This is a genomic window from Saccharothrix sp. AJ9571 (assembly GCF_021725495.1).
Lineage (GTDB): Bacteria > Actinomycetota > Actinomycetes > Mycobacteriales > Pseudonocardiaceae > Amycolatopsis > Amycolatopsis magusensis.
Map to the genome: position 1 here is coordinate 6093161 of NZ_CP091382.1, position 20359 is coordinate 6113519.

Sequence of the window (20359 nt, forward strand, 5' to 3'; positions counted from 1 at the left end):
TGTGAAAGTTTTTCGAGTTTGACCGGCCAGAGTCGGGGTGAATGTTCGTGAGGTTCTGCGTTCTCGGTTCCCTGGAGATAGTCGACGACGGGCCGCCGGTGGAACTGAGCGGCGTGAAGCAGCGGGCCGTGCTCGGCTACCTCCTGCTGCACGCGAACAACGTGGTGCCGACCAGTCACGTGGTCAAGGCGCTCTGGGCCGACGGGGTGCCCTCGACCGGGCGCAAGATGGTGCAGAACGCCGTCTCCGGTATCCGCCGCACCCTGGCTTCCCGCCCGCACGCCGCCGGTCGCACCCCGATGCTGCTTACCCACGCCCCCGGCTACCTCCTGCGCGTGGACCCCGAGTCCGTAGACCTGCACCACTTCCAGACCCTCGCCGAGCGCGGCCGCGCGGAACTGGCCGAAGGACTGGCCGAACCGGCCGCCCGCACCCTGCGCGAGGCGCTCGGCCTCTGGCGCGGGCCCGCGCTGGCCGACCTCGTCGAAACCGGGATCGCCTGGCCCGAACTGGCCGCGCTGGAGAAGCTGAAGCTGGTCGCGCTGGAGGACCGCTTCGAGGCGGAACTGAGCTGCGGGCGCCACCACGAGGTCATCGCCGAACTCGAAGAGGTCGTGGCCACCGAACCGCTGCGCGAGCGGCTGTGCGGGCAGTTGATGCTCGCGCTCTACCGCTCCGGCAGGCAGGCCGACGCGCTCGACGTCTACCGCCGCACCTACGCGCTGCTCGTCGACGGCCTCGGCATCGAACCCGGCCGCGAACTCCGCGAACTGCAGCGCATGATCCTCAACCAGGACGCCGCGCTGACCGTGCCGGGGGTGCCCGCCGGGCAGATCCGCGTGGCCACCACGATCAACCCCGCCACCATCGCCACCGGGACGCGGACCATCCCCGGCCAGCGCCGGCTCTCCCCGGAACCGCCCGTGCGCCCGGACACGCCCGAACCGGCCGAGAGCGCCGACGCGGCCCCGGTCGCCGCCGTCCGGCTGCCGCCGTCGGCCCCGGCCGACGCCAGGGCGGAACGCAAGAACGTCAGCGCGGTACTGGTTTCCGCGCAACTCGGGCCGGGCATGGCCGACGCCGACCCCGAGGACGTCGACGAGGCCATGCGCGGGATCAGCGCCATCATCGGCGGTGAGGTCCGGCGGTTCGACGGGGTGGCAGGCGGCTCGATCGGCCCGATGTACCTGGTGCTGTTCGGCGTGCCCCGCAACCACGAGAACGACGCCGAGCGCGCGGTGCGGGCGGCGCTGGCCATCCGCGACCGGTTCCTCGCCGACGAGATCCCCGAACTCGGGGTCCGCGCGGCCACCGGCATCAGCGTCGGCGTCGCGGTGGCCACCGGCAGCGCGCTGGTCCGCTACGGGGCCGCGGGCTGCGACGCGCCGCCCATGGTCACCGGCTCGGTGATGGACGGCTGCGCGCGGTTGCTGTCCGCGGTGCCCGACGGCGACATCCTCGTCTGCGATGCCACCCGGCACGCCACCGAGGAGGCCGTCACCTACGCCCCCGTCCCCGGCGGCGGCCGGGGCGCGCTGGCCGTGGCGCCCGCGCCGCGGGCGATCAGCGTGCCGGAGACCGGGCCCGGCCTGGTCGGCCGGGACCACGAGCTCCAGGTGCTGCGCAGCCTGCTCGGGCAGGTCCGCGGCTGGCGGCGCCCGCACCTGGTGACCATGCTGGGCGAGCCGGGCATCGGCAAGAGCAGGCTGCTCGCGGAGTTCGGCAGGCAGGCCGCCGAACGGGGCGAGATCGCCGCCGCGCTGACCGGCAACACCCAGCCGTTCGCCGCCGAAGCGCCCTACGCCGCGCTGACCGGGGTCCTGCGCGAGCACTGCGGCTTCTCCGCCGCCGACTCCGCCGGACTGGTGCGCGAGAAGATCGCCGCCGCGATCGACCGGCTCGCGGTGCCCGCCGAGGCCGCCGCCTGGATGCGCGAGAACCTGTGCCGCCTGGCCGGGCTGGGCGACCAGCCCGCCGATCCCGGGCAGATGCTGGCCGCGTGGTGCCGGTTCCTCGAAGCCATCGCGGTCGCCGGGCCGGTGGTCGTGGTGCTGGAGGACCTGCACTGGGCCACCGACGAACTGCTGGACTTCGTCGACGAACTGTCCGACCACGCCGCGCCGGTGCCGCTGTTCGTGGTGGCCACCGCGCGCCCGGAACTGCTGCAGCGCCGGCCCGGCTGGGGCGGCGGACGGCGGCACGCCACCACCACGACGATGGATCCGTTGTCCGACAACGAGATCGCCGGGATCCTGCGGCACCTGGTGGCCGGTGACCCGGCCGAGGCCGAACAGGACCCGATCGTGCGGGATTCCCTCACCGAGTTCTGCCGCGTGCTCGCCGTGCGGGTCGGCGGGAACCCGTTGTTCGCCGTGGAGTACGCCCGCGTCCTGGCCGACCGGCTGCGCAGTGGCGACTGGCCCGACTCCGAACGCGACCAGCTGCCGCTGCCCCAGGCGGTGCACAGCGTGATCGCCGCCCGGCTGGACACCCTGCCCGCGGTGGACAAGGCGGTGCTGCTGGACGCCTCGGTGGTCGGCGAGCCGGTCACCCCGGCGGCGGTGGCCGCGGTCGGCGACCGCGAGCAGGCCGAGGTCGCCAGATCGCTGGGCAACCTGGAACGGCTGGAGTTCGTGCGCCGGGCCCGTCCGGCCGGGGCGGGCGGGGAAGCGGCCTACGTGTTCGGCCACTCGCTGGTCCGGGACGTGGCCTACGCCCAGCTCCCGCGCTCGGACCGGGCGGACAAGCAGCGGCGCGCGCGGGAGTGGGCCGAGGCCACCGGCTGGGAGGCACCGGCGCTGGCCGAGGAGAAGTGCGCCTCGTGACGTCGTGTGAGCGGCGGTACCCGAGGAGGGCCCGTGGACCCGTTCCTTGACGATCCCGGCGCGCGCTTCCTGGTGCTGGAAGGCGCGAGCGGCGAGCACACGCTCTGGCCGTCCTACGTGGACGTGCCGAGGGGGTGGCGGGTGGCCTTGTCCGCCACCTGGCGATCCGAGGCCATTACGTTCATCACCGCGAAGCAGACCGAGCTGTTGTTCGGCGAAGAGGTCACCGCGGCCGTCTGACCAGGGACGACGACGCCGAGTTACTCGCCGGTGGCCGGCGGGTGGACAGCGAACCCCGGAGAAACCTTTGCCCCCGCGTCGCCGCCTGCCTACCGTGGGGTAACGGGCCGGCGGGGAACCGGCCGTCAGAGGGGCAGGAAAGGTCGGCGGTGATGAGCAATCCGTTCGCGGATCCCCGGGGCCGGTTCGTGGTGCTGTTGAACGAGAACGGCCGGTACTCGCTGTGGCCGTCGTTCGTCGAGATCCCGGCGGGGTGGGCCACGGTGCTGGCCGAGTCCCCGCGGCAGGACGCGCTCGACTACATCCACGCCACGTGTGTGACCGAGCGGAACACGGGTACCCGGATCGCGTAAGCAACCGCGATCGAGGAGAACCCGTGGGAACGATCACCGAGACCGTCGAAGTCGGAGTACCGGTTTCCACCGCGTACAACCAGTGGACCCAGTTCGAGTCCTTCCCGCAGTTCATGGAGGGTGTCGAGGAGGTCCGCCAGCTCGACGACACGCACACCCATTGGAAGGTGAAGATCGGCGGTGCCGAGCGCGAGTTCGACGCCACGATCACCGAGCAGCACCCCGACGAGCGCGTCGCGTGGCGCTCCGATGACGGGCCGCGGCACGCGGGTGTCATCACCTTCCACCGGATCGACGACAACCGGACCCGGGTGACCGCGCAGATGGACATCGATCCGGAGGGCTTCATCGAGAACGTCGGTGACAAGCTCGGCGTGCTGGACCGGCGCATCAAGGGCGACATGAAGCGGTTCGAGAGCTTCATCGAAAGCCGCGGCCGGGAATCCGGTTCCTGGCGCGGTGACGTCCCGCGCCCCGGCAGCTGACGCCAGGCAGAGCACGGAACGAAGGTGGCCTGGGAGCGGAATCCCGCTCCCAGGCCACCTTCGTGTCCGGCCGGGTGCGCCGAGTGTTGCCAGTCAAGTCGGCACGGGCGAATGCTATGAGTGGGGCATTACTTGCGTTCAACGCTAGTAATGCCCCACTCATAGCATTGAGCCTGGCCGTGCGGGCGAGTGCCCGGGTCCGGGGTGCTAGCGCCCGAGTGCGCGCTCCAGCTCCTTTTTGGTCATGCTGGACCGGCCCTTGATGTTGCGCTTCTTCGCGTCGTTGTAGAGCTGTTCCTTGGTCGGCCCGCCGGGACCCTGCCGGTTGCCCGACCGCTTCCCGCCGCGGTGCTGCGGTGACACGTCCTTGAGCGAGGATTTGCTGGCCCGCTTGGCTTCGCCCGACTGCGCGCGGTTCTTGTTGACCGTGCGGGCGGCGATCTCCTCGGCGCGGTCCTCGCCGGCGCCGCGGTCCTTCTGGCCGGCCTTGATGTGCTCGTACTGGCGTTCCCGTTTGTCGCTCCACGCTTGTTGCGGCATTTCCGCCTCCAGTCAAGGGGGTTCCTCCGGAAGATCGGTTACCCGGCCCCGAATGGCGCAAACGGCCCTGATTGAGGGCTCGGTGGACGGGGTAGCCGAGTGGTAACAGTCCACGGGAGGTAACGATGACTCAGGACGACCGTTCGGTCTCCCAATTGGTGGGAGACGCGTCCGAGCAGTTGAGCAGGCTGGTCCGCGACGAGATGCGCCTGGCGACGGCGGAGTTGCAGCAGAAGGGCAAGCGGCTCGGTACCGGCGCCGGACTGGCCGGTGCGGCGGGCTTCGTCGCGATGGTCGCCGTGCTGGTGCTGGTCGCGGCCGCGGTGCTGGGGCTGGCCGTGGTGCTGCCGGGCTGGGCCGCCGCGCTGATCGTGGCCGGCGTGCTGCTGGTGGTCGCCGGGATCGCCGCGCTGGCCGGGCGTTCGCAGCTCAAGCGCGGTACGCCGCCGGTGCCCGAGGAAGCGGTGGCCAGCGTGCAGGCCGACGTCAAGGTGCTGAAGGAGAGTGTGCATTCATGAGCGGGAAGGAGAAAGCCTCGTTCCCGCGTGACGCCGAGCAGGCGCGCGTGGACATCGAGCTGACCCGCCAGGAACTCGGCGAGACGGTGGAAGCCTTGGCGCACAAGGTGAACGTGCCCGCTCGCGCGAAGGAGCAAGCGCAGGAGGTGGCGGTTTCGGTGCGGCGCAACCCGTGGCCGGCCGTCGGTGGCGGGGCCGCGGTGCTGGCCCTGCTCGTCCTGCTGATCGTGCGCAGGAGCCGCAAATGAACAAGGTGCTGTACAAGCCGCTCGGCATGGTGGTCAGCTCCCTCGGCGGGATCGCCGCCAGCATGCTGTTCAAGCAGGTCTGGAAGCGGGTGGCCGGGAAGGACGACGCGCCCGAGGCCACCGACGCCAAGTACGGCTGGGCCGAGGTGGTGATCGCCGCCGCGGTGCAGGGCGCCATCTTCGGTGCGGTCAAGGCGGCGGTGGATCGCGCCGGGGCCGAGGGCTACCGCAAGGCCACCGGCGACTGGCCGGGTGACGAGTAGGGTCTTCACTCCCCGTCCGCCGTCGGTGCCGGTGGTTCGCCCGCGTGCCGGCGGCGGATGTGGTGGGGGACGACGAACCACAGCACGCCGAACAGCAGGCCGATCACCGGTCCGATGAGGGCCATGGTGAGCGAGCCGAAGATGACCTTGGCGATCAGCGCGACCGTGGTGGTCACCGCGAGGGCGAGGCAGACCAGCCCGCCGAGCACGGACTTGTTGCCGAGCTGCAGGATCTCCTCGCGGCGGCCTTCGCGGAAGAGCATGCGGTGCCAGACCGGGGGAGCGGCCAGCAGCGCCGTGGAGGTGGCGGCGAGCAGCACCGCGGTCAGGTGCATGCCCTTCTCGAAGCCGTTCGCCTCGCGGAAGTGGTCGGTGAAGGTGATCGTCAGCAGGAAGCCGAAGAGGAACTGCACGGCCGCCTGGGCCACGCGCAGCTCTCCCAGCAACTCGCTGACGTTGCGCGCGAGCTGTTCGTCCCGCGACTCGGCACTGGGCTGGCTAGCACTTGGCTGGCTACTCACCCATTCGTGGTACCCAGTTTGTCCTTTTTCCATTCCGTTCCCGGGGTGCTCACTCACCGATGCGGACTTCCCCGGGGTCCCGGCCGGGGAGCAGGCCGCGCCAGCGCGGGGTGCGCAGGCACGCCGCGTCGGTCCAGCCGCGGAAGACCACCTCGCCGACCAGGCACGGGCGCACCCAGTACGCGCCGCGCACCTGCGGGTCCGGCACGGAGTGGAACGGTGAGGTCTTGCGTTCGAGCCGGTTCAGCCGTGAGGCGAGCGCTTCGAGCGCCTGGTGGGTGAACCCGGTGCCGACGTTGCCGACGTAGCGCAGGCCGCTGCCGTGCGGGATGCCGAGCAGCAGTGAGCCGAAGGTGCCCGACCGCGATCCGCCACCGGGCCGCCAGCCCCCGATCACCACCTCCTGCACGCCGGTGCCGGTCACCGCGATCCAGTGCGGACTGCGTTTTCCGGGCTGGTACTCGCTTTTGACCCGTTTCGCCAGCACGCCGGGCAGCCCGCGCCCGATCGCCGAGCGCAGCGTGGCGCCGCCGTTGCCGAGCTGGTACTCGGGGGTCTGCCAGGCGTGCCCCCGCAGGTCGAGATCGGCGAGCAGCTGACGGCGTTGCAGGTAGGGCAGGCCCAGGCACGGGGTGCCGTCGAGGTGCAGCACGTCCGAGGGCAGGTACCAGACCGCGGCCCGGCGTTTCCCGCGCCGCTTCAGCGCCGCCGGGTTCGGCAGGCCGCTGTCGAAGGTCATCAGCTGGCCGTCCAGCAGTACCTCGGTGGTGCCGAGCGAGGCGCCGATCCCTTGCAGTTCCGGGTACTCCGCGGTGATCGCGCGACCGGACCGCTCACGGACGGTGGTCCGGCCGTCCTGCACGCGGACCAGGGTGCGCGGCCCGCCCCAGTCGAACTCGTAGGCCCACTCCTCGTCTTCGGCGACCGGGGGCAGCCTGCCCGGTTTCGGTTGCATCGGCGGGAGGAAGACGGGCAGCGGTTGCCGGCCGTCGAGATCCGGCCTGAAATCCCGGGTGTGCACGGAGGCAGGGATAGCCCGCGGGGTCTCCGGCCAAACCCGCCGCGGTGTTTGCCCGCTGCCTCGATCGGGTAGATACCGGAGGAGGTGAGGCGGGTGCGGGAGCGTTTCCACGGCCAGCTCGAGGATCTGGGTGAGCGGCTGGCCCGGTTGTCCGCCACGGCCGCCGCCGAACTGCGGCTGGCCAACTGCGCGCTGTTCGAGTGCGACCCCGGGGTGGCGGCCGAAGTGGTGGCTTCCGACCGGCTGCTCGACGCGGCACGGGACGAGTGCGAGCACGCCGCGCACCGGTTGCTGGCATTGCAGGCGCCGGTGGCCGGGGACCTGCGGCTGGTGCTGGCGGCGGTGTACTGCGCCGATCGCCTGGAACGGATGGGAGATCTGGCCAGGCACATCGCCGAGACCGCGGCCAGGGCGCACCCGGACCGGGCGGTACCCGAGGAACTGCTGCCCGCCTTCGAGCAGCTCGCCGCGTGCACCGCCGGGATGGCCGAGGACCTGCAGGGCTTCCTCACCCGGGCCGGTGGACCGGCGTTCGGGCGGATGCGCGCGGCCGAGACCGAAGCGGACGCGCTGCACCAGCACGTGCTCACCCGCGTCACCGATCCCCGGTGGCCGCACGGCGTGCCGGTGGCGGTGAACGTGACGCTGCTGGCCCGGTTCTACGGCCGGTTCGCCGACCAGGCGGTCTCGGTGGCACGCCGGGCCGATTTCGCGACCACGGGCGCACTGCCCGGCTGACCAGGAGGCCAGTGCTTTGACTGCTACCACCAACCCGCCGGCGAACCCGCAGACCCCGCGGACCGCGCTCGAACGCGAGCGGAAGTTCGACTTCCCGCTGGACCTGCCGATCCCGGACCTGCGTGCCCGCGGCCCCATCGCCGGGCAGTCCGATCCGCTCGAAGAACGGCTGGACGCGACCTACTACGACACCCCGCGGTACGACCTGGCCCGCGCGGGCGTGACGCTGCGACGCCGGACCGGGGGCGGCGACGAGGGCTGGCACCTGAAACTCCCCGTCGGGAAGGACGCGCGCGAAGAGATCACCCTGCCACTGGGCGATTCCGAGGCTCCTGCTGCCGAGGTCCCCCGCGAGCTGGCCGAGCTGGTGCGCGGGCACACCCGGGGTGAGGACCTCATCGCCATCGCCGGGCTGCGCACCGTGCGGTACTCGGTGGAACTGGCCGACGCCGACGGCCGGGTGCTGGCGACGCTGACCGACGACCACGTGACCGGTGAGGCGGCGGGCACGGTCGCGCGCCTGGACCAGTGGCGCGAACTGGAAGTCGAGCTGAGCGCCGACGCCGAGGACGGAACCCTCGGCACCGTGGCGGACCTGGTCGTCGAAGCGGGGGCGGTGCCCTCGGAGTGGCCGTCCAAGCTGCGGCGGCTGATCGGGGACCTGCTGCCCGCCGGATCGCCGAAGGCACCGGGGAAGAAGGCGACCGCCGGGGAAGTGGTGCTGCACTACCTGCGCACCCAGGTCGACGCGCTGCACCGCCACGACGCCGGGGTCCGTCGCGACACCGAGGACTCGGTCCACCAGATGCGCGTGGCGATGCGGCGGCTGCGCAGTGCCCTCGGCTCCTTCCACCGGGTGCTCGACCGCGACGCCGTGCAGCCCCTGCGCGACGAGCTGAAGTGGCTCGGCGGCGAGCTGGGACCGGTGCGGGACAACGAAGTGCTGCACGCCGGACTGGCCGAGCAGGCGGCCGGCCTGCCGCGGCGGCTGACCATCGGCCCGGTCGCGGTCTACCTCGACACCTACTTCGAACAGCGGGCCCGGCGCGCCCAAGCCCATGCGCTGACCGCGTTGAACAGCACGCGGTACCTCAACCTGCTGCGTGCACTGGATTCCCTGCTCGACGATCCGCCCCTGACCAAGAAGGCGAAGCGCCCGGCCCGCACCGAACTGCGCCAGGCCGTGCTCCGTGCCGACCGGCGGCTGCGCCGGGCGGTGGCCGCGCTGGAGGGCGCGGAGGACCGCGGTGCCGCCCTGCACGAGGTGCGCAAGAAAGCCAAGCAGGCCAGGTACACCGCGGACGCGCTGCGCCCCGTGGCAGGCAAGGGGCTGAACGCGTGGCGCAAGCGCGTGAAGGCGGTGCAGTCCACGCTCGGGGACCACCACGACAGCGTGGTCGCCCGCGCGGAACTGGTGCCGCTGGCGGTGGCCGCCGACCGCGACGGGCACAGCTCGTTCTCCTACGGCGTGCTCCACGGCCGCAACGAACTCGAAGCCGAGCGCCTGGACGCGGAGTTCCGCCGGAAGTGGCCGCGGGTCGCCGATGGCAGCGCACCCGGCTGGCTGCGGTGAGTCCGGTTCGGACACCGCGGTGAGGAGAACCGGTGCGGAAGGCGGATGTCCGGCGGTCGGCCGGGCATCCGGCTGGTAGCGTTCCCGCGATGCCGCCGATCCGGGTCGTACTCGTCGAAGACCACGACATGGTGGCGGAAGCGATGGAACTCGTCTTCGCCGGCATCGGGGACATCGACCTCGCCGCCAGGGCCGGTTCGCTGGCCGACGCGGTGCGCGCGGTGGAGCTGACCTACCCGGATCTGGTGCTGCTCGACCGCAGGCTGCCCGACGGCGACGGCCTCGAGGTGATCGGCCGCCTGCGCGAGCTCGCCCCCGAACCCAAGGTCCTGCTCGTCACCGCCGAGGTCAGCGCCGGGGTGGCCACCAGGGTGGTCGAAGCGGGCGGTTCCGGGGTGGTGGCGAAGACCGCCGGGCTGCACCAGCTCGCCGACGCCATCCGCCGGGCCGCGGCGGGCGAGATGGTGTTCGACGCCGGACTGCTCGGCGAGGTGATCGGCCGGCTGTCCGGGCGGGGCACCGCGGCCGAGCTCACCGCGCGCGAACGGGAGATCCTGCGCCTGTTCGCCGACGGGGCCACGGTGGACGAGATCACCCAGCGCCTGCACCTGGCGCGCAACACCGTACGCAACCACGCGCAGCGCGCTCTGGCCAAGCTGGGCGCGCATTCGCGGCTTGAAGCGGTCGCCATCGCCCGCCGCCGCGGGCTGCTCGACTGATGCAAATGCATCAGTCGATGAGGAACCGCTGCGTCTAGCCGGGACTGCGCCGGACGGAGGACGATGAGTCACGATGGACAGCATCCTGAGCGCGGAAGGCCCGGTGACCGCCGTGCTGCCCGCCGACCTGACCGCCGAGGGTGAGGCCAGGCGGTTCGTCTCCCGCGTGTTGTCGGACTGGCGGGACACACTGCCCTTCGAGGACGCCACGCTGATCGCCTCCGAGCTGGTCGCGAACGTGGTCCGCCACGCCGGTGGCAAGCCGACCCTGAGCATCACCACCACCGCCGAGAGCATCCGGATCGAGTGCGAGGACGGCAACCCCGCACCGCCGCGGCCCAAGCTCGGCGGCCCGGAGGGCGGCTGGGGTCTCGCGCTGGTGGAGCGCCTTTCGCAGCGGTGGGGCGTCCAGACCCGCGACGCGGGCAAGGTCGTCTGGTGCGAACTGCCGTTGCCGCCGATGAGCGGGAATGGCTGAGGTCAGGGGTCCGGCCTGGGAGTCACCCGGAGTGAGCGTGCCCGGTCCCGGCGGTACGGGTGCCGAACCCGATCCGCTCGACGACCCGTTCTCCGAGGACTCGTTCCGGCTGTTCGTGCACAGCGTCCAGGACTACGCGATCTTCATGCTCGACCCGCAGGGCGTGGTGTCCACCTGGAACACCGGCGCCGAGCGCATCAAGGGCTATCGCGCCGAGCAGATCATCGGCAAGCACTTCTCCGTCTTCTACCCGCCGGAGGACCTGCGGGCAGGCAAACCGGCCTACGAGCTGAAGATGGCCACCGCCGAAGGCCGGTTCGAGGACGAAGGCTGGCGGGTCCGGGGGGACGGCAGCCGGTTCTGGGCGATCGTGGTGATCACCGCCCTGTTCGACGAGCGGGGCACGCTGCGCGGGTTCGGCAAGGTCACCAGGGACGTCAGCGAGCGCGTGCGCGCGGAGAACGAGCTGGTCGAGCGCAGGCGGCTGTTCTTCCACCTGGTCGAGGCGCAGGAGGCCGAGCGGCGCCGGATCGCCTGGGACGTGCACGACGACTCCATCCAGGCGATGGCGGCGGTGTCGATGCGGGTGCAGCTGCTAGCCGGGCAGGTGCCCGCCGAGCACCTGCCCGCGGTCCGCGCGCTGGACACCGCGGTGTCGGAGACCATCGGCAGGCTGCGCGACCTGGTCCGCAGGCTGCGCCCGCCGACGCTGGACGAGCGGGACCTGACCGAAGCGGTCAGCGCGCACCTGCAGCAGCTGGCGGCGCAGGGGATCGAGACCGAGCTCGAGACCACCGAGCTGACCGGGACCCCGCCGGCGGAGGCGTCGGTGACCCTGTTCCGGATCGTCGGCGAAGCGCTGACCAACGTGCAGAAGCACTCGCGGGCGAGCCGCGTGCGGGTGCGATTGCGCTCGATCGACCAGGGCACGCTCGCCGAGGTCACCGACGACGGGGTGGGCACCGACGTCGTGGTGGTCGGCGGTTTCGGCGAACCCGGCTCGCACTTCGGCCTGCAGGCCATGCGCGAGCGGGCCGAGGCGGTCGGTGGCTGGTGGGAGCTGATCAGCGAGCCCGGCCGGGGCGCGCTGGTGCGATTCTGGGTTCCGGACGGGCCGGGACCGGGTGCGGGGGTGCAACGGTGAACACGGAACCCGTCCGGGTGGTCATCGCCGATGACGAGTTGCTGATCCGTGAAGCGCTCCGCGCGGTGCTGGAGGCGGAGGCCGATCTGGTCGTGGTGGCCGACGCGGCCACCGTCGACGAGGCGGTGACGCTGGTCGAGCAGCACCGCCCGGACGTGGCGGTGATCGACGTGCGGATGCCGACCGGTGGCGGGGTCGAAGTGGCCCGCCGCCTGGCCAGGCTCGGCATCGGCACGCCGCTGGTGGCGTTCTCCGCCTACGACGACGCCGGCAACCGCAAACTGATGCGGGATGCCGGCGTCGGCGAGTACGTGATCAAGGGCATGCCCAACGCGGAACTGGTCTCAGCGGTGCGGCGGGCGGTGAATGCCCCGGTCAGCTGACCGGCACGGAGTGCAGGGCGGCCTCGACGCTGGTGTAGAGCCGCAGCCTGCGGTCGAGGCCGACGACCTCGAGCGGGCGGCGGACCGGGCGGCCCGCGCAGACCACGCGGACTTCGGTGCCCAGCTCGTCGGCGCGGTCCTGGAACTCGGTGAGGACCTGCAGGCCGCTGCTGGACAGGAAGCTCACGCCACTGAGATCGAGGACGATCAGGGCGGTGTGCGGGTCGAGCGCGGCGGTGAGCCCGGCGGCGAGGTCGGGCTTGGTGGCCAGGTCGACCTCGCCGGTGACCTCGATGAGGAGGTGACCCGACGTGTGGTCGGCGTGGATGTTCAGCTGATCGCGCATGAAGGGAAAAGTCATGGCGGAAGCTCCTTCCGGCTCCGGTGTGCCCGGAGATCGGCGGAGACACGCTTGAGGCGGTACGTGCCCAGTGCATCGGCTGCTGGTTTCAACCGCTGATCCTGACCGTACGCGCCCACTGCCCACTACTCAATGGCCGCCCCCCGGGCGGGTCGCCCGCCGGAGTGATCATCATTACTCCGTTCGGGCGGATTTTCCGCATCCGGTACCGGATGGCAGTGCTCCGGTGCGGTCGCTACGATCTGTGCAACCGGTTGAGCAGCCAGCCGGGATATCCGATCGCGCTCGGTCACGACCAACCGAGACCGGCGGAGAAACTTTCCGTTCGTTCGAACCCGGGAGGTCCCGTGCCATTGCCCAGCGAGCTGCTGGAGCTGGAACACCGTGCCGAGGAATCGGCGGTGATCGTGGTCGCGTCCGGTGACATCGACATGCTGACCGTGCCCGCACTGGTCGCGGAGTTCGACACCGCCCGCGAACTGGCGAAGCCACCGCGGCCGGTGGTCGCCGACTTCACCAAGGTCAACTTCCTCGGTTCCTCGGGGCTGGCCGCCTTGGTGGAGATCCAGCAGAAATGCGCCGACGCGGGCACCCCGTTGCGCCTGGTCGCCACCGGCCGGGTGGTGCCCAGGGCCATCGAGGCCGCCGGTCTCCAGCCGGTGCTGCCCATCGACGAGACCGTCGAGGGCGCGCTGAACCGCCACCGCGAGGCGGCGGAAGGCCACTGACGCCTCGGCGTCCACGCTAGGAGTGGGGCATTGCTGGCAAAAAATGCCAGTAATGCCCCACTCCTAGCATCTACAGGCCCGGGGGCCAGGCGAAGTCCGGGTCTTCGGTGACCGACCGTAGCGCGGTGATCGTCGGCGTCCCCTGCTGCAGCAGGTCCGCGTCCGTTCCCGGTTCGGTACCCCCTTCGACCACGGTGGTCACCACCTCGGCGGATTCGCCCGCCTGCTCCAGCCGCGTCTGCACGGCACCGGCGGAGGACAGGCCGGCCCTGGTGAGCGCGCCCAGTTCCGCCCGCGGCCGCGCGGGCACGTTCAGGTTCAGCACGGTGCCCGGCGCCGATTCGATCAGCATCGGGATCACCTCCGCCGCCAGGTCCTCCGCGCTGTCCCAGTGCAGCAGGCCCGATGCCGGGTGCTCCAGCGAGACCGCCAGCGCCCGCAGGTCGTTCATCCCCGCGGTCAGCGCCGCGCCCACGGTGCCCGAGTGCAGCACCGCCCGGCCGATGTTGACGCCCCGGTTCACCCCGGAGAGCACCAGGTCGGGCGGATCGCCGAAGCTGCCCTCGCGGGCGGCGAGCACGATGTAGGCGGGCCGCGCGGTCACCGCGTGGCAGAGCACCCCGGGCAGTTCGGGCAGTTCGACCGGCTTGGCCACCGATTCCGAGCCCAGCACGGTCAGCCCGGCGCTGGTACCGCTCGACTCTTCGTGCGGCGCGGCGACCACCACGTCCAGCTGGTGCCGCAGCGCCGCCCTGGCCAGCGTGACCAGGCCCGGCGAGTCGATGCCGTCGTCGTTGGTGATCAGGACACGGGTCATGCCGCTTCGCCCTCCGAGGTGATCCGCCGCAGCTCCACCCGCTCGGAAACCGCGCGGACGCTGTCCCCGCCACCGGTGGCGAGCCCACGCCGGGTCACGTTCAGCGCCCCGGCCGCGGCGCCGAGGCGGACCGCTTCCAGCAGCGAAACACCCTCGGTGAGCGAGGCGGCCACGGCGGCGGTCATCGAGTCGCCCGCCCCACGGGAGTCCATCGGGTGCAGCGGCGGTGCTTCGATCTCGTACAGTTCGCCTTCGAGCAGCGCGAGCGCCGGGTCGGCGGCCCTCGAGATGACCACGGACGCGTCGCCCGCCTGCCTGCTCAGCTCCTTCATCCCGGCGATCAGCGCCGGCGGGTCGTCGCTGCCGGCGCGCCCGTCGTCCAGCAGCTCCTCGTGGCTGACCTTGATGAACTGCGGTTTGCCCTCGATCGTGGCCTCCAGCAGCTCGCCGGAGAGGTCGACCACCAGCAGGCAGCCGTTCGCCCGCAGATCGGTGGCCAGCCTGCGGTACATGTCGGCGGGCACCGGCTGGCCGGTGGACGGGCCGCTGAGCGTGACCGTCTTCGACCGCAGCCCCTCCACCAGCGTCTTTTCGTAGAGGCCGTCGAGTTCGTGCCGCGAAAGCGGTTCGCCGGGGGCCTCTACGACCGGCTCGCGCTTGTCGTCGCGCCGGTCGTGCACGTAACCGCCGTTGCGGGAGTGCGCTTCCTGGGCCACCAGTTCGATGCCCTCTTCGGGGATCAGGTGCTTGAGCAGGTTGCCGGTCTCCCCGCCGAGCGCCGCGCAGAGCACCGCGGGCACGCCGAGCGAGACGATCATGCGTGCCTGCCACACCCCCTGCCCGCCGGCGTGCAGGTGCATCTCGGGGATGCCGTCCAGTTCCTCGATGGTCACCGTCAACTGCGGTGACGGGGCGAACACCGTGACGCGTCGCTGTGGTCTCACGCTGGTCGTCCTCCTGTTTCCGCTGTCACTTCGAAGGACAGCTCGTTGTCGCGTTCGGTTACGCGGACCCGGGCGCCGGCGGGCAGTCCGCCCCGCAGCACCAGGTCCGCCAAGGGGTTGTCCACGGCGCGCTGGATCGCCCGGCGCATCGGCCGGGCGCCGTACTCGGGCTGGTGACCGGCCCGGCTGAGCCAGCGCACGGCGCCGGGGGTGAAGTCCAGTTCGATGTCGCGCGCCCGCGCGCGCCGGCGGGTGCTTTCCAGCATCAGCTCGGTGATCCGCTCGAGCTGGGCGTCGGTGAGCCTGCGGAAGACGATGATCTCGTCGATCCGGTTGAGGAACTCCGGCCGCAACGACTCGCGCAGGCGGCGCACCAGCCGCTCCCGCAACGGTTTCTCGGGGTCGTGCCCGCTCGCCGGGGTGAAGCCGAGCGCGCCGCTGCCGCCGATCAGCTCCGAACCGAGGTTGCTGGTCATGATCACCACGGTGTTCGAGAAGTCGACGGTCCGGCCGCGGGTGTCGGTGAGCCTGCCGTCGTCGAGCACCTGCAGCAGGACGGGGAAGATGCCGGGGTGGGCCTTCTCGATCTCGTCGAGCAGCACCACCGAATACGGCCGCCGTCGCACCGCCTCGGTCAGTTGCCCGGCGTCTTCGTGGCCGACGTACCCCGGAGGGGCGCCGAGCAGCCTGCTGACCGCGTGCTGCTCGCCGTACTCGCTCATGTCGATGCGCACCATGTGCCCGGCGTCGCCGAAAAGCGCTTCGGCCAGTGCCCGTGCCAGTTCGGTCTTGCCGACGCCGGTGGGGCCGAGGAACAGGAAGCTGCCGGACGGGCGGCCCGGTTCGGCGAACCCGGCCCGCGAGCGGCGCACCGACCCCGCCACCGCGGTCACCGCCTCGTCCTGGCCGATGACCTTCCGGTGCAGGTGTTCTTCCAGGCGCAGCAAGCGATCCCGCTCGTGTTCGGTCAGCCTGCCCACCGGGACGCCGGTGAGCCGGGAGACCACTTCGGCGATGTCCTCCGGGGTGACCGGGCTGTCCGGCCCGTCGCCGCGCAGGCGCACCCGCGCGCCCGCCTGGTCCACCAGGTCGATCGCCTTGTCCGGCAGGAAGCGCTCGGTGAGGTAGCGGTGGGACAGTTCCGCCGCGGCGACCAGCGCCGCGTCGGTGTAGCGGATGCCGTGGTGCGCCTCGTAGCGTCCGCGCAGGCCGTGCAGGATCTCCAGTGCGTCCGAAACGGACGGTTCGCCGACCGTGATCGGCTGGAACCGCCGCTCCAGCGCGGGATCGCCTTCGATGCCCTCGCGGTACTCGTCGAGCGTGGTCGCGCCGACCACGGGCAGTTCACCGCGGGCCAGGGCGGGTTTGAGCATGTTGCCCGCGCCCGGTGAGCCTTCGGACGAACCGGCGCCCGCCACGGTGTGCAGTTCGTCGATGAACAACACCAGCCGGTCGCGGTGCGCCCGGATCTCGGCGAGCAGGGCGGTGACGCGCTCCTCGAAGTCACCGCGGTAGCGCGTGCCCGCGACCAGCGCGGTCAGGTCGAGCTGGATCAGCCTGCGCCCGGCGAGCACGTCCGGCACGTCACCGTCGGCGATGCGCTGGGCGAGACCCTCCACAATGGCCGTCTTGCCGACCCCGGCCTCACCGATCAGCACCGGATTGTTCTTGGTGCGCCGGGAAAGCACCTCGATCGTCTGCTCGATCTCGTGCTCCCGCCCGAGCACCGGGTCGAGCGCGCCCCGGCGGGCCGCTTCGGTGAGGTCGTGGCCGAACCTGTCCACTGTGGGCGTGTCCGGGAGTTCGGTGCGGGCGAGCGGGCGTGGGGGAGCAGGCGCCAGGTGGACCGGCTCCACCGGACGCGGGCGGGCGGCTGGTGCGTCGCCGTAGCACCGCGCGAGGAACTGGTCCAGCGAACCGCCGCCGGAGGGGAAGAAGTCGGTCATCTCTCGGCCGCTCCCTGGCGTAGGCGTCAAGCGGTCGACCCCGGCTACCCGCCGGGACGAGAGGTGAAACCGGTTCACCGCCTGCTGAACACGCCCCAGACCACCTTGCCGCCGGTCAGCGTCGGCGAGCAGCCCCAGCGGGTGGTCAGCTGCGCGACCAGTTTCAGGCCGAGGCCGCCGAGGTAGCCCGCGCGGCCTTCGCGCAACCGGGCGGGCACCGGCGACCCGTCGGCGACGGCGACGCTGAGCGCGTCCTCGCGCAGGTCGCACCGCAGCACGGCCGGGGAATCGGTGTGCACCAGCACGTTCTCCACCAGTTCGCTGGTCACCATCCGCGCGTCACCGGCACGCACCGGCTCGATCGCCCAGTCCCGGCAGAGCGTCCGGACGAAGTTCCTGGCCAGCCGGGTGCTGGCGGACACCGGCGGCAGGTCGATGCTCGCCTGCCGCCGGGGCGCGGGACGGACGCGGGCGAGCGCGTCCGCCACCGAGGGGTGCACCGGGAGACCCGGGGGATCGTCGCCGGGTGGTGTGGCCGCGGCCAGCCGCAGTGGGATGCCCGGCCAGTCGGCGAGCTGCAGCCGCACCTGGGTGAACACGCCCAGGCGGCCGGGCCCGTCGACGGTGAGTTCGTCGAGTGCCACGACCAGCGCCGCCGGGTGGTCGGCGGCGCAGCCGAGCAGGGTGTCACGCAGCCGCGGCAGGCCGGCGGAATCGAGTGTGCCCGCCGGCCGCGCCACGACCGCGTCCCCGTGTTTTTCCAGTGTTATGTGAAGGCCCGACCGCCCGGTTCTGTCCGCGTCCACCCGGCTCGGCCTCTCGCGGTCAGCCGTGTTGGCGGGGATCCGCGGGCGTGCGCTGCTCCGCGGCGTCCGCCGGGTCGGCCTCGAGCGGCAGTTCGGGGTCGGACGGCCCGCCCGGCTGCCCCGGTGACGCGGCGCGGTTCTGGTCGAGCGCGTCTTCGGTGGGCTTTTCCAGGTCGTGCTCGGGGCTGCTCATCGGTTGCTCCTTCATCCGTGACCGGGCTCAGTGGCGCAGGATTGCGCCGAAGCCCTCGGTCAGGTCGAGTCGTTGGTCGAACACCACGACGTCGGCGCCCACGGCGACCGCCGCCACCGGCAGCGCCTCGTCGGCGCGGCGCTCGGTGCTGGTGCTCGTGCCGAAGGCCGCCAGCTCCGCCTGGTCCACCGCCACCTGCGCCGGGGACGGCCCGACGGCGACGGTGCGCTCACCCGGCTCGGTCACCAGCAGCGTCTCCACGTTGCCCTCGCGCAGGGCGGTGGTCACGCCCTCCAAGCCGGACACCGCGAGACCGGAGGTGCGCCCGAGTTCGGCGCGGAACCGCTCGGCCATCCGGTCGAGGCGCGCCAGCCTGCGCCCGGCGAGCAGTTCGCCGAGCGCGGTGTCGAGCTGGCCCGCGGTCCCGGAATCGGCGCGGGCCCCGGCCGTGACCTCGGTGGCGATCTCCTTGGCCGCCTTGGGCAGCAGGTCGCGGAGTTCGCGCCGGGCCTGCACCTCGCCCGCGAGCACGATCAGCTCGGCACCGAGTCCGGCGGCCACCTTCGCGGTGCGCTCGGCGACCTCGGCGAGGTTGCGGTGCACGTTCTCCTCGACGCGGGCCTGGATGTCGCGGTGGGCTTCGGCGCCCCCGCGCACCTTGTGCACGGGGTGGTCCGAGCCGTCGACGCGCTCCACGGACTTCCGGCGCCCCTTGGCGTCCACCGCGGTCAGGTCGGCGCCGGTGCGATCGGCCGTCACCACCACGTAGGGGGTGCCGATCGCGGAGTGGGCCACCAGCGGGGTCAGGTAGGGCAGCTCGGAGAACCGGACCTCGGGCGCGCCCGGCGGTTCGGCCAGTTCCTCGTCGAGCAGGACCTTGCCGTGCGCGGCGAGCACCGCGCGGCCACTGCGCCCGACCGGCGGCTGCCCGTCGCGGAGCGCGCGGTCGATCGCCTCGATCGTGGCGTCCTCGGCGCCCTTGCCGGTCAGCTGCTCCCGGATGTCGCGCCGCTTCAGCTCCAGCTGCTTCGCCGCGTCCTCGGTGTCGTGCGAGTCGTCGAAGTAGACCGAGACGAACGGACCTTCGGTTTCGGTCAGCGCACGCAGCGTGGTGGTGTCCAAGGGACGCTCCCTTCGCGCTTGCGGGGTGATCATGTGCTGTGGCCGGGTACCCGGGCCGGTGCCCGGCAAACGCCCGGACGGCCCAGGTGGTTCACCCGTGAGGCGGCTGGAAAACCATGATCGAACCGTAGACTTCGCTGCACCTGGTGAGCGAAACCGGTGATCTGGAGGGGTCCATCCGTGCGCATTCCCACCGAACCCATCGGCAGCGTCCCCCGGCCGGGTTACCTGATCGAGGCGATGGGCGAGTTCGCCGCCGGGAAGATCGACGCCGAGGCGTTGGCCGAGTACCGGGGGAAGGCACTCGCCGAGACGATCGCCCGGTTCACCGAGACCGGTTCGCCGGTGCTGACCGACGGTGAGCAGGGCAAGCCCAGCTTCGCCACCTACCCGCTCGACGGACTGGCCTCGCTGGCGCCGGACGGGGTGGTGATCCCGTTCGCCGACGGGCACACCCGGCAGCTGCCGCGCCTGACCGCCGGGCCGTTCCGCTACGCCACGCACGCCGACGAGTACCTGCGTGAGGCGAAGGCGCTCACCGATCTCCCGGTCAAGCAGGCGGTGATCGCGGCTTCGGCGATCAGCCTCATCTACCCGCCCGACGGCATCGACGGCTACTCCCGCGAAGCCTTCACCGCCGACCTCGTCGACCAGGCCGAGGCGGACATCCGCCGCTGCCTCGACGCCGGTGCCGACAGCGTGCAGCTGGACTTCACCGAGGGCAGGCTGTCACTGAAGCTCGACCCCTCCGGCGGGCTGTTGCAGTCCTTTGTGGACCTGAACAACCAGGTGCTGGGGCGGTTCTCCGCCGAGGAGCGGGCCCGCATCGGCGTGCACACCTGTCCCGGCGGGGACCAGGATTCGGTGCACAGCCTCGATGTCGACTACGCCGGGCTGCTGCCCGCGTTGTTCTCGCTCGACGCCGGGCGGTTCTACCTGCAACTGGCCAGCGAGGCCGAGCCGCGGCGGGTGCTGGAGATCGTCCGTGCGCACTCGCGGCCGGAGCAGCGGATCTTCGTCGGCGTGACCGACCCGGTGAACCCGGTGGTGGAATCCGCCGAGCAGGTCCGCGACCGGGTCCTGCTGGCGGCCGAGTACGTTTCCGCCGACCGGCTCGGCACCTGCGACGACTGCGGGTTCTCCCCGTTCGCCGACGACACCTCGACTTCGCGGGACATCGCCTTCGCCAAGATCGCGGCGCGGGTGGAAGGCACCCGACTCGCCACCGAGTAGGGCCCTGCGAATGCTATGAGTGGGGCATTACTTGCATTCAACGCAAGTAATGCCCCACTCATAGCATTGCCGAGAGTGTGAGCCTTCCCCGACTTGGCCGGCATGAGGCCCCCCGAATGTGGAACTCGACTGCCCGAGTGCGGGGTTCGGCTGCAGGAAC

25 protein-coding genes are annotated in these 20359 nt (G+C 71.8%); 15 read left to right on the forward strand and 10 right to left on the reverse strand.

Annotated elements, in window-relative coordinates; genetic code table 11:
- Positions 1–47: 47 nt before the first annotated feature.
- The 4 genes from L3Q67_RS28290 (at position 48) to L3Q67_RS28305 (ending at position 3903) form a co-directional block, all read left to right on the forward strand.
- Positions 48–2825, forward strand: coding sequence for an AfsR/SARP family transcriptional regulator (locus L3Q67_RS28290; protein ID WP_499184470.1), 2778 nt, complete (start codon positions 48–50; stop codon positions 2823–2825).
- A gap of 33 nt (positions 2826–2858) precedes the next feature.
- Positions 2859–3065 carry an MbtH family NRPS accessory protein gene (locus L3Q67_RS28295; protein ID WP_499184471.1) on the forward strand — a complete coding sequence of 69 codons (207 nt, stop codon included), beginning with the start codon at positions 2859–2861 and terminating at the stop codon, positions 3063–3065.
- Positions 3066–3217: 152 nt separating this feature from the next.
- On the forward strand, positions 3218–3418 hold the full coding sequence (locus L3Q67_RS28300; RefSeq protein ID WP_499184472.1) for an MbtH family protein: 201 nt from the start codon (positions 3218–3220) through the stop codon (positions 3416–3418).
- A gap of 23 nt (positions 3419–3441) precedes the next feature.
- Positions 3442–3903: an SRPBCC family protein gene (locus tag L3Q67_RS28305; RefSeq protein WP_499184473.1), complete on the forward strand. Its 462-nt coding sequence runs from the start codon at positions 3442–3444 to the stop codon at positions 3901–3903.
- A 207-nt stretch (positions 3904–4110) separates the two neighbouring features.
- Here L3Q67_RS28305 and L3Q67_RS28310 read toward each other — a convergent pair whose 3' ends face one another.
- The gene (locus L3Q67_RS28310) at positions 4111–4443 is read right to left on the reverse strand and encodes a plasmid stabilization protein (RefSeq protein ID WP_499184474.1); all 333 of its coding nucleotides are present in this window, start codon (positions 4441–4443) and stop codon (positions 4111–4113) included.
- A 125-nt stretch (positions 4444–4568) separates the two neighbouring features.
- On the opposite strand from L3Q67_RS28310, the gene L3Q67_RS28315 reads away from it, so the two are divergent.
- From L3Q67_RS28315 to L3Q67_RS28325, 3 genes are read left to right on the forward strand one after another with little or no spacing between them, the layout of a single operon-like run.
- Positions 4569–4961, forward strand: coding sequence for a phage holin family protein (locus L3Q67_RS28315; RefSeq protein WP_499184475.1), 393 nt, complete (start codon positions 4569–4571; stop codon positions 4959–4961).
- A complete protein-coding gene (locus tag L3Q67_RS28320; RefSeq protein ID WP_499184476.1) occupies positions 4958–5209 on the forward strand; it encodes a DUF3618 domain-containing protein in 252 nt (83 codons plus the stop codon). The genes L3Q67_RS28315 and L3Q67_RS28320 overlap by 4 nt, the downstream gene beginning before the upstream one ends.
- Positions 5206–5472: a DUF4235 domain-containing protein gene (locus L3Q67_RS28325; RefSeq protein WP_499184477.1), complete on the forward strand. Its 267-nt coding sequence runs from the start codon at positions 5206–5208 to the stop codon at positions 5470–5472. The genes L3Q67_RS28320 and L3Q67_RS28325 overlap by 4 nt, the downstream gene beginning before the upstream one ends.
- Positions 5473–5477: 5 nt before the next feature.
- Here the strand turns inward: L3Q67_RS28325 and L3Q67_RS28330 are convergent, their stop codons facing one another.
- Together L3Q67_RS28330 and L3Q67_RS28335 are read right to left on the reverse strand one after the other, a co-directional pair.
- Entirely contained in the window at positions 5478–5993 is a 516-nt protein-coding gene (locus tag L3Q67_RS28330) for a DUF6328 family protein (RefSeq protein WP_499184478.1), read from the reverse strand.
- Between the two features lie 49 nt (positions 5994–6042).
- On the reverse strand, positions 6043–6948 hold the full coding sequence (locus L3Q67_RS28335) for an ATP dependent DNA ligase (RefSeq protein WP_499184479.1): 906 nt from the start codon (positions 6946–6948) through the stop codon (positions 6043–6045).
- Between the two features lie 159 nt (positions 6949–7107).
- On the opposite strand from L3Q67_RS28335, the gene L3Q67_RS28340 reads away from it, so the two are divergent.
- The 6 genes from L3Q67_RS28340 to L3Q67_RS28365 all read left to right on the forward strand — a co-directional run bounded on the left by L3Q67_RS28340 (position 7108) and on the right by L3Q67_RS28365 (position 12049).
- Entirely contained in the window at positions 7108–7752 is a 645-nt protein-coding gene (locus tag L3Q67_RS28340; protein WP_499184480.1) for a phosphate signaling complex PhoU family protein, read from the forward strand.
- A 16-nt stretch (positions 7753–7768) separates the two neighbouring features.
- Positions 7769–9325, forward strand: coding sequence for a CYTH and CHAD domain-containing protein (locus L3Q67_RS28345; protein ID WP_499184481.1), 1557 nt, complete (start codon positions 7769–7771; stop codon positions 9323–9325).
- A 32-nt stretch (positions 9326–9357) separates the two neighbouring features.
- Positions 9358–10044 carry a response regulator transcription factor gene (locus tag L3Q67_RS28350; protein ID WP_499184482.1) on the forward strand — a complete coding sequence of 229 codons (687 nt, stop codon included), beginning with the start codon at positions 9358–9360 and terminating at the stop codon, positions 10042–10044.
- 73 nt (positions 10045–10117) lie between these two features.
- Complete coding sequence (locus tag L3Q67_RS28355; RefSeq protein ID WP_499184483.1) at positions 10118–10522, forward strand: ATP-binding protein; 405 nt, start codon at positions 10118–10120, stop codon at positions 10520–10522.
- Positions 10515–11666 (forward strand): PAS domain-containing sensor histidine kinase, encoded by a 1152-nt coding sequence (locus tag L3Q67_RS28360; RefSeq protein WP_499184484.1) that lies wholly within the window; start codon positions 10515–10517, stop codon positions 11664–11666. The genes L3Q67_RS28355 and L3Q67_RS28360 overlap by 8 nt, the downstream gene beginning before the upstream one ends.
- A complete protein-coding gene (locus L3Q67_RS28365) occupies positions 11663–12049 on the forward strand; it encodes a response regulator (protein ID WP_499184485.1) in 387 nt (128 codons plus the stop codon). Before L3Q67_RS28360 ends, L3Q67_RS28365 begins: the two co-directional genes overlap by 4 nt.
- Here L3Q67_RS28365 and L3Q67_RS28370 read toward each other — a convergent pair.
- Entirely contained in the window at positions 12042–12410 is a 369-nt protein-coding gene (locus L3Q67_RS28370) for an STAS domain-containing protein (RefSeq protein ID WP_499184486.1), read from the reverse strand. The genes L3Q67_RS28365 and L3Q67_RS28370 overlap by 8 nt on opposite strands.
- Positions 12411–12757: 347 nt before the next feature.
- Between L3Q67_RS28370 and L3Q67_RS28375 the strand changes: the two genes are divergently transcribed.
- The gene (locus L3Q67_RS28375) at positions 12758–13138 is read left to right on the forward strand and encodes an STAS domain-containing protein (RefSeq protein ID WP_499184487.1); all 381 of its coding nucleotides are present in this window, start codon (positions 12758–12760) and stop codon (positions 13136–13138) included.
- Between the two features lie 70 nt (positions 13139–13208).
- Here L3Q67_RS28375 and surE read toward each other — a convergent pair whose 3' ends face one another.
- The 6 genes from surE to L3Q67_RS28405 form a co-directional block, all read right to left on the reverse strand.
- Positions 13209–13955 carry a 5'/3'-nucleotidase SurE gene (gene surE, locus L3Q67_RS28380; RefSeq protein ID WP_499184488.1) on the reverse strand — a complete coding sequence of 249 codons (747 nt, stop codon included), beginning with the start codon at positions 13953–13955 and terminating at the stop codon, positions 13209–13211.
- Entirely contained in the window at positions 13952–14899 is a 948-nt protein-coding gene (locus L3Q67_RS28385; RefSeq protein ID WP_499184489.1) for a 1-phosphofructokinase family hexose kinase, read from the reverse strand. The genes surE and L3Q67_RS28385 overlap by 4 nt, the downstream gene beginning before the upstream one ends.
- Positions 14896–16845, reverse strand: a complete 1950-nt coding sequence (locus tag L3Q67_RS28390) for an ATP-dependent Clp protease ATP-binding subunit (RefSeq protein WP_499184490.1) — start codon at positions 16843–16845, stop codon at positions 14896–14898. The genes L3Q67_RS28385 and L3Q67_RS28390 overlap by 4 nt, the downstream gene beginning before the upstream one ends.
- A 74-nt stretch (positions 16846–16919) precedes the next feature.
- Positions 16920–17585, reverse strand: a complete 666-nt coding sequence (locus L3Q67_RS28395; RefSeq protein ID WP_499184491.1) for an ATP-binding protein — start codon at positions 17583–17585, stop codon at positions 16920–16922.
- Between the two features lie 85 nt (positions 17586–17670).
- On the reverse strand, positions 17671–17844 hold the full coding sequence (locus L3Q67_RS28400) for a hypothetical protein (protein WP_499184492.1): 174 nt from the start codon (positions 17842–17844) through the stop codon (positions 17671–17673).
- Positions 17845–17871: 27 nt separating this feature from the next.
- Entirely contained in the window at positions 17872–18966 is a 1095-nt protein-coding gene (locus L3Q67_RS28405; protein WP_499184493.1) for an Rv2629 family ribosome hibernation factor, read from the reverse strand.
- Between the two features lie 180 nt (positions 18967–19146).
- On the opposite strand from L3Q67_RS28405, the gene L3Q67_RS28410 reads away from it, so the two are divergent.
- Positions 19147–20199: a cobalamin-independent methionine synthase II family protein gene (locus tag L3Q67_RS28410; protein ID WP_499184494.1), complete on the forward strand. Its 1053-nt coding sequence runs from the start codon at positions 19147–19149 to the stop codon at positions 20197–20199.
- The last annotated feature ends 160 nt before the right edge of the window (positions 20200–20359 follow it).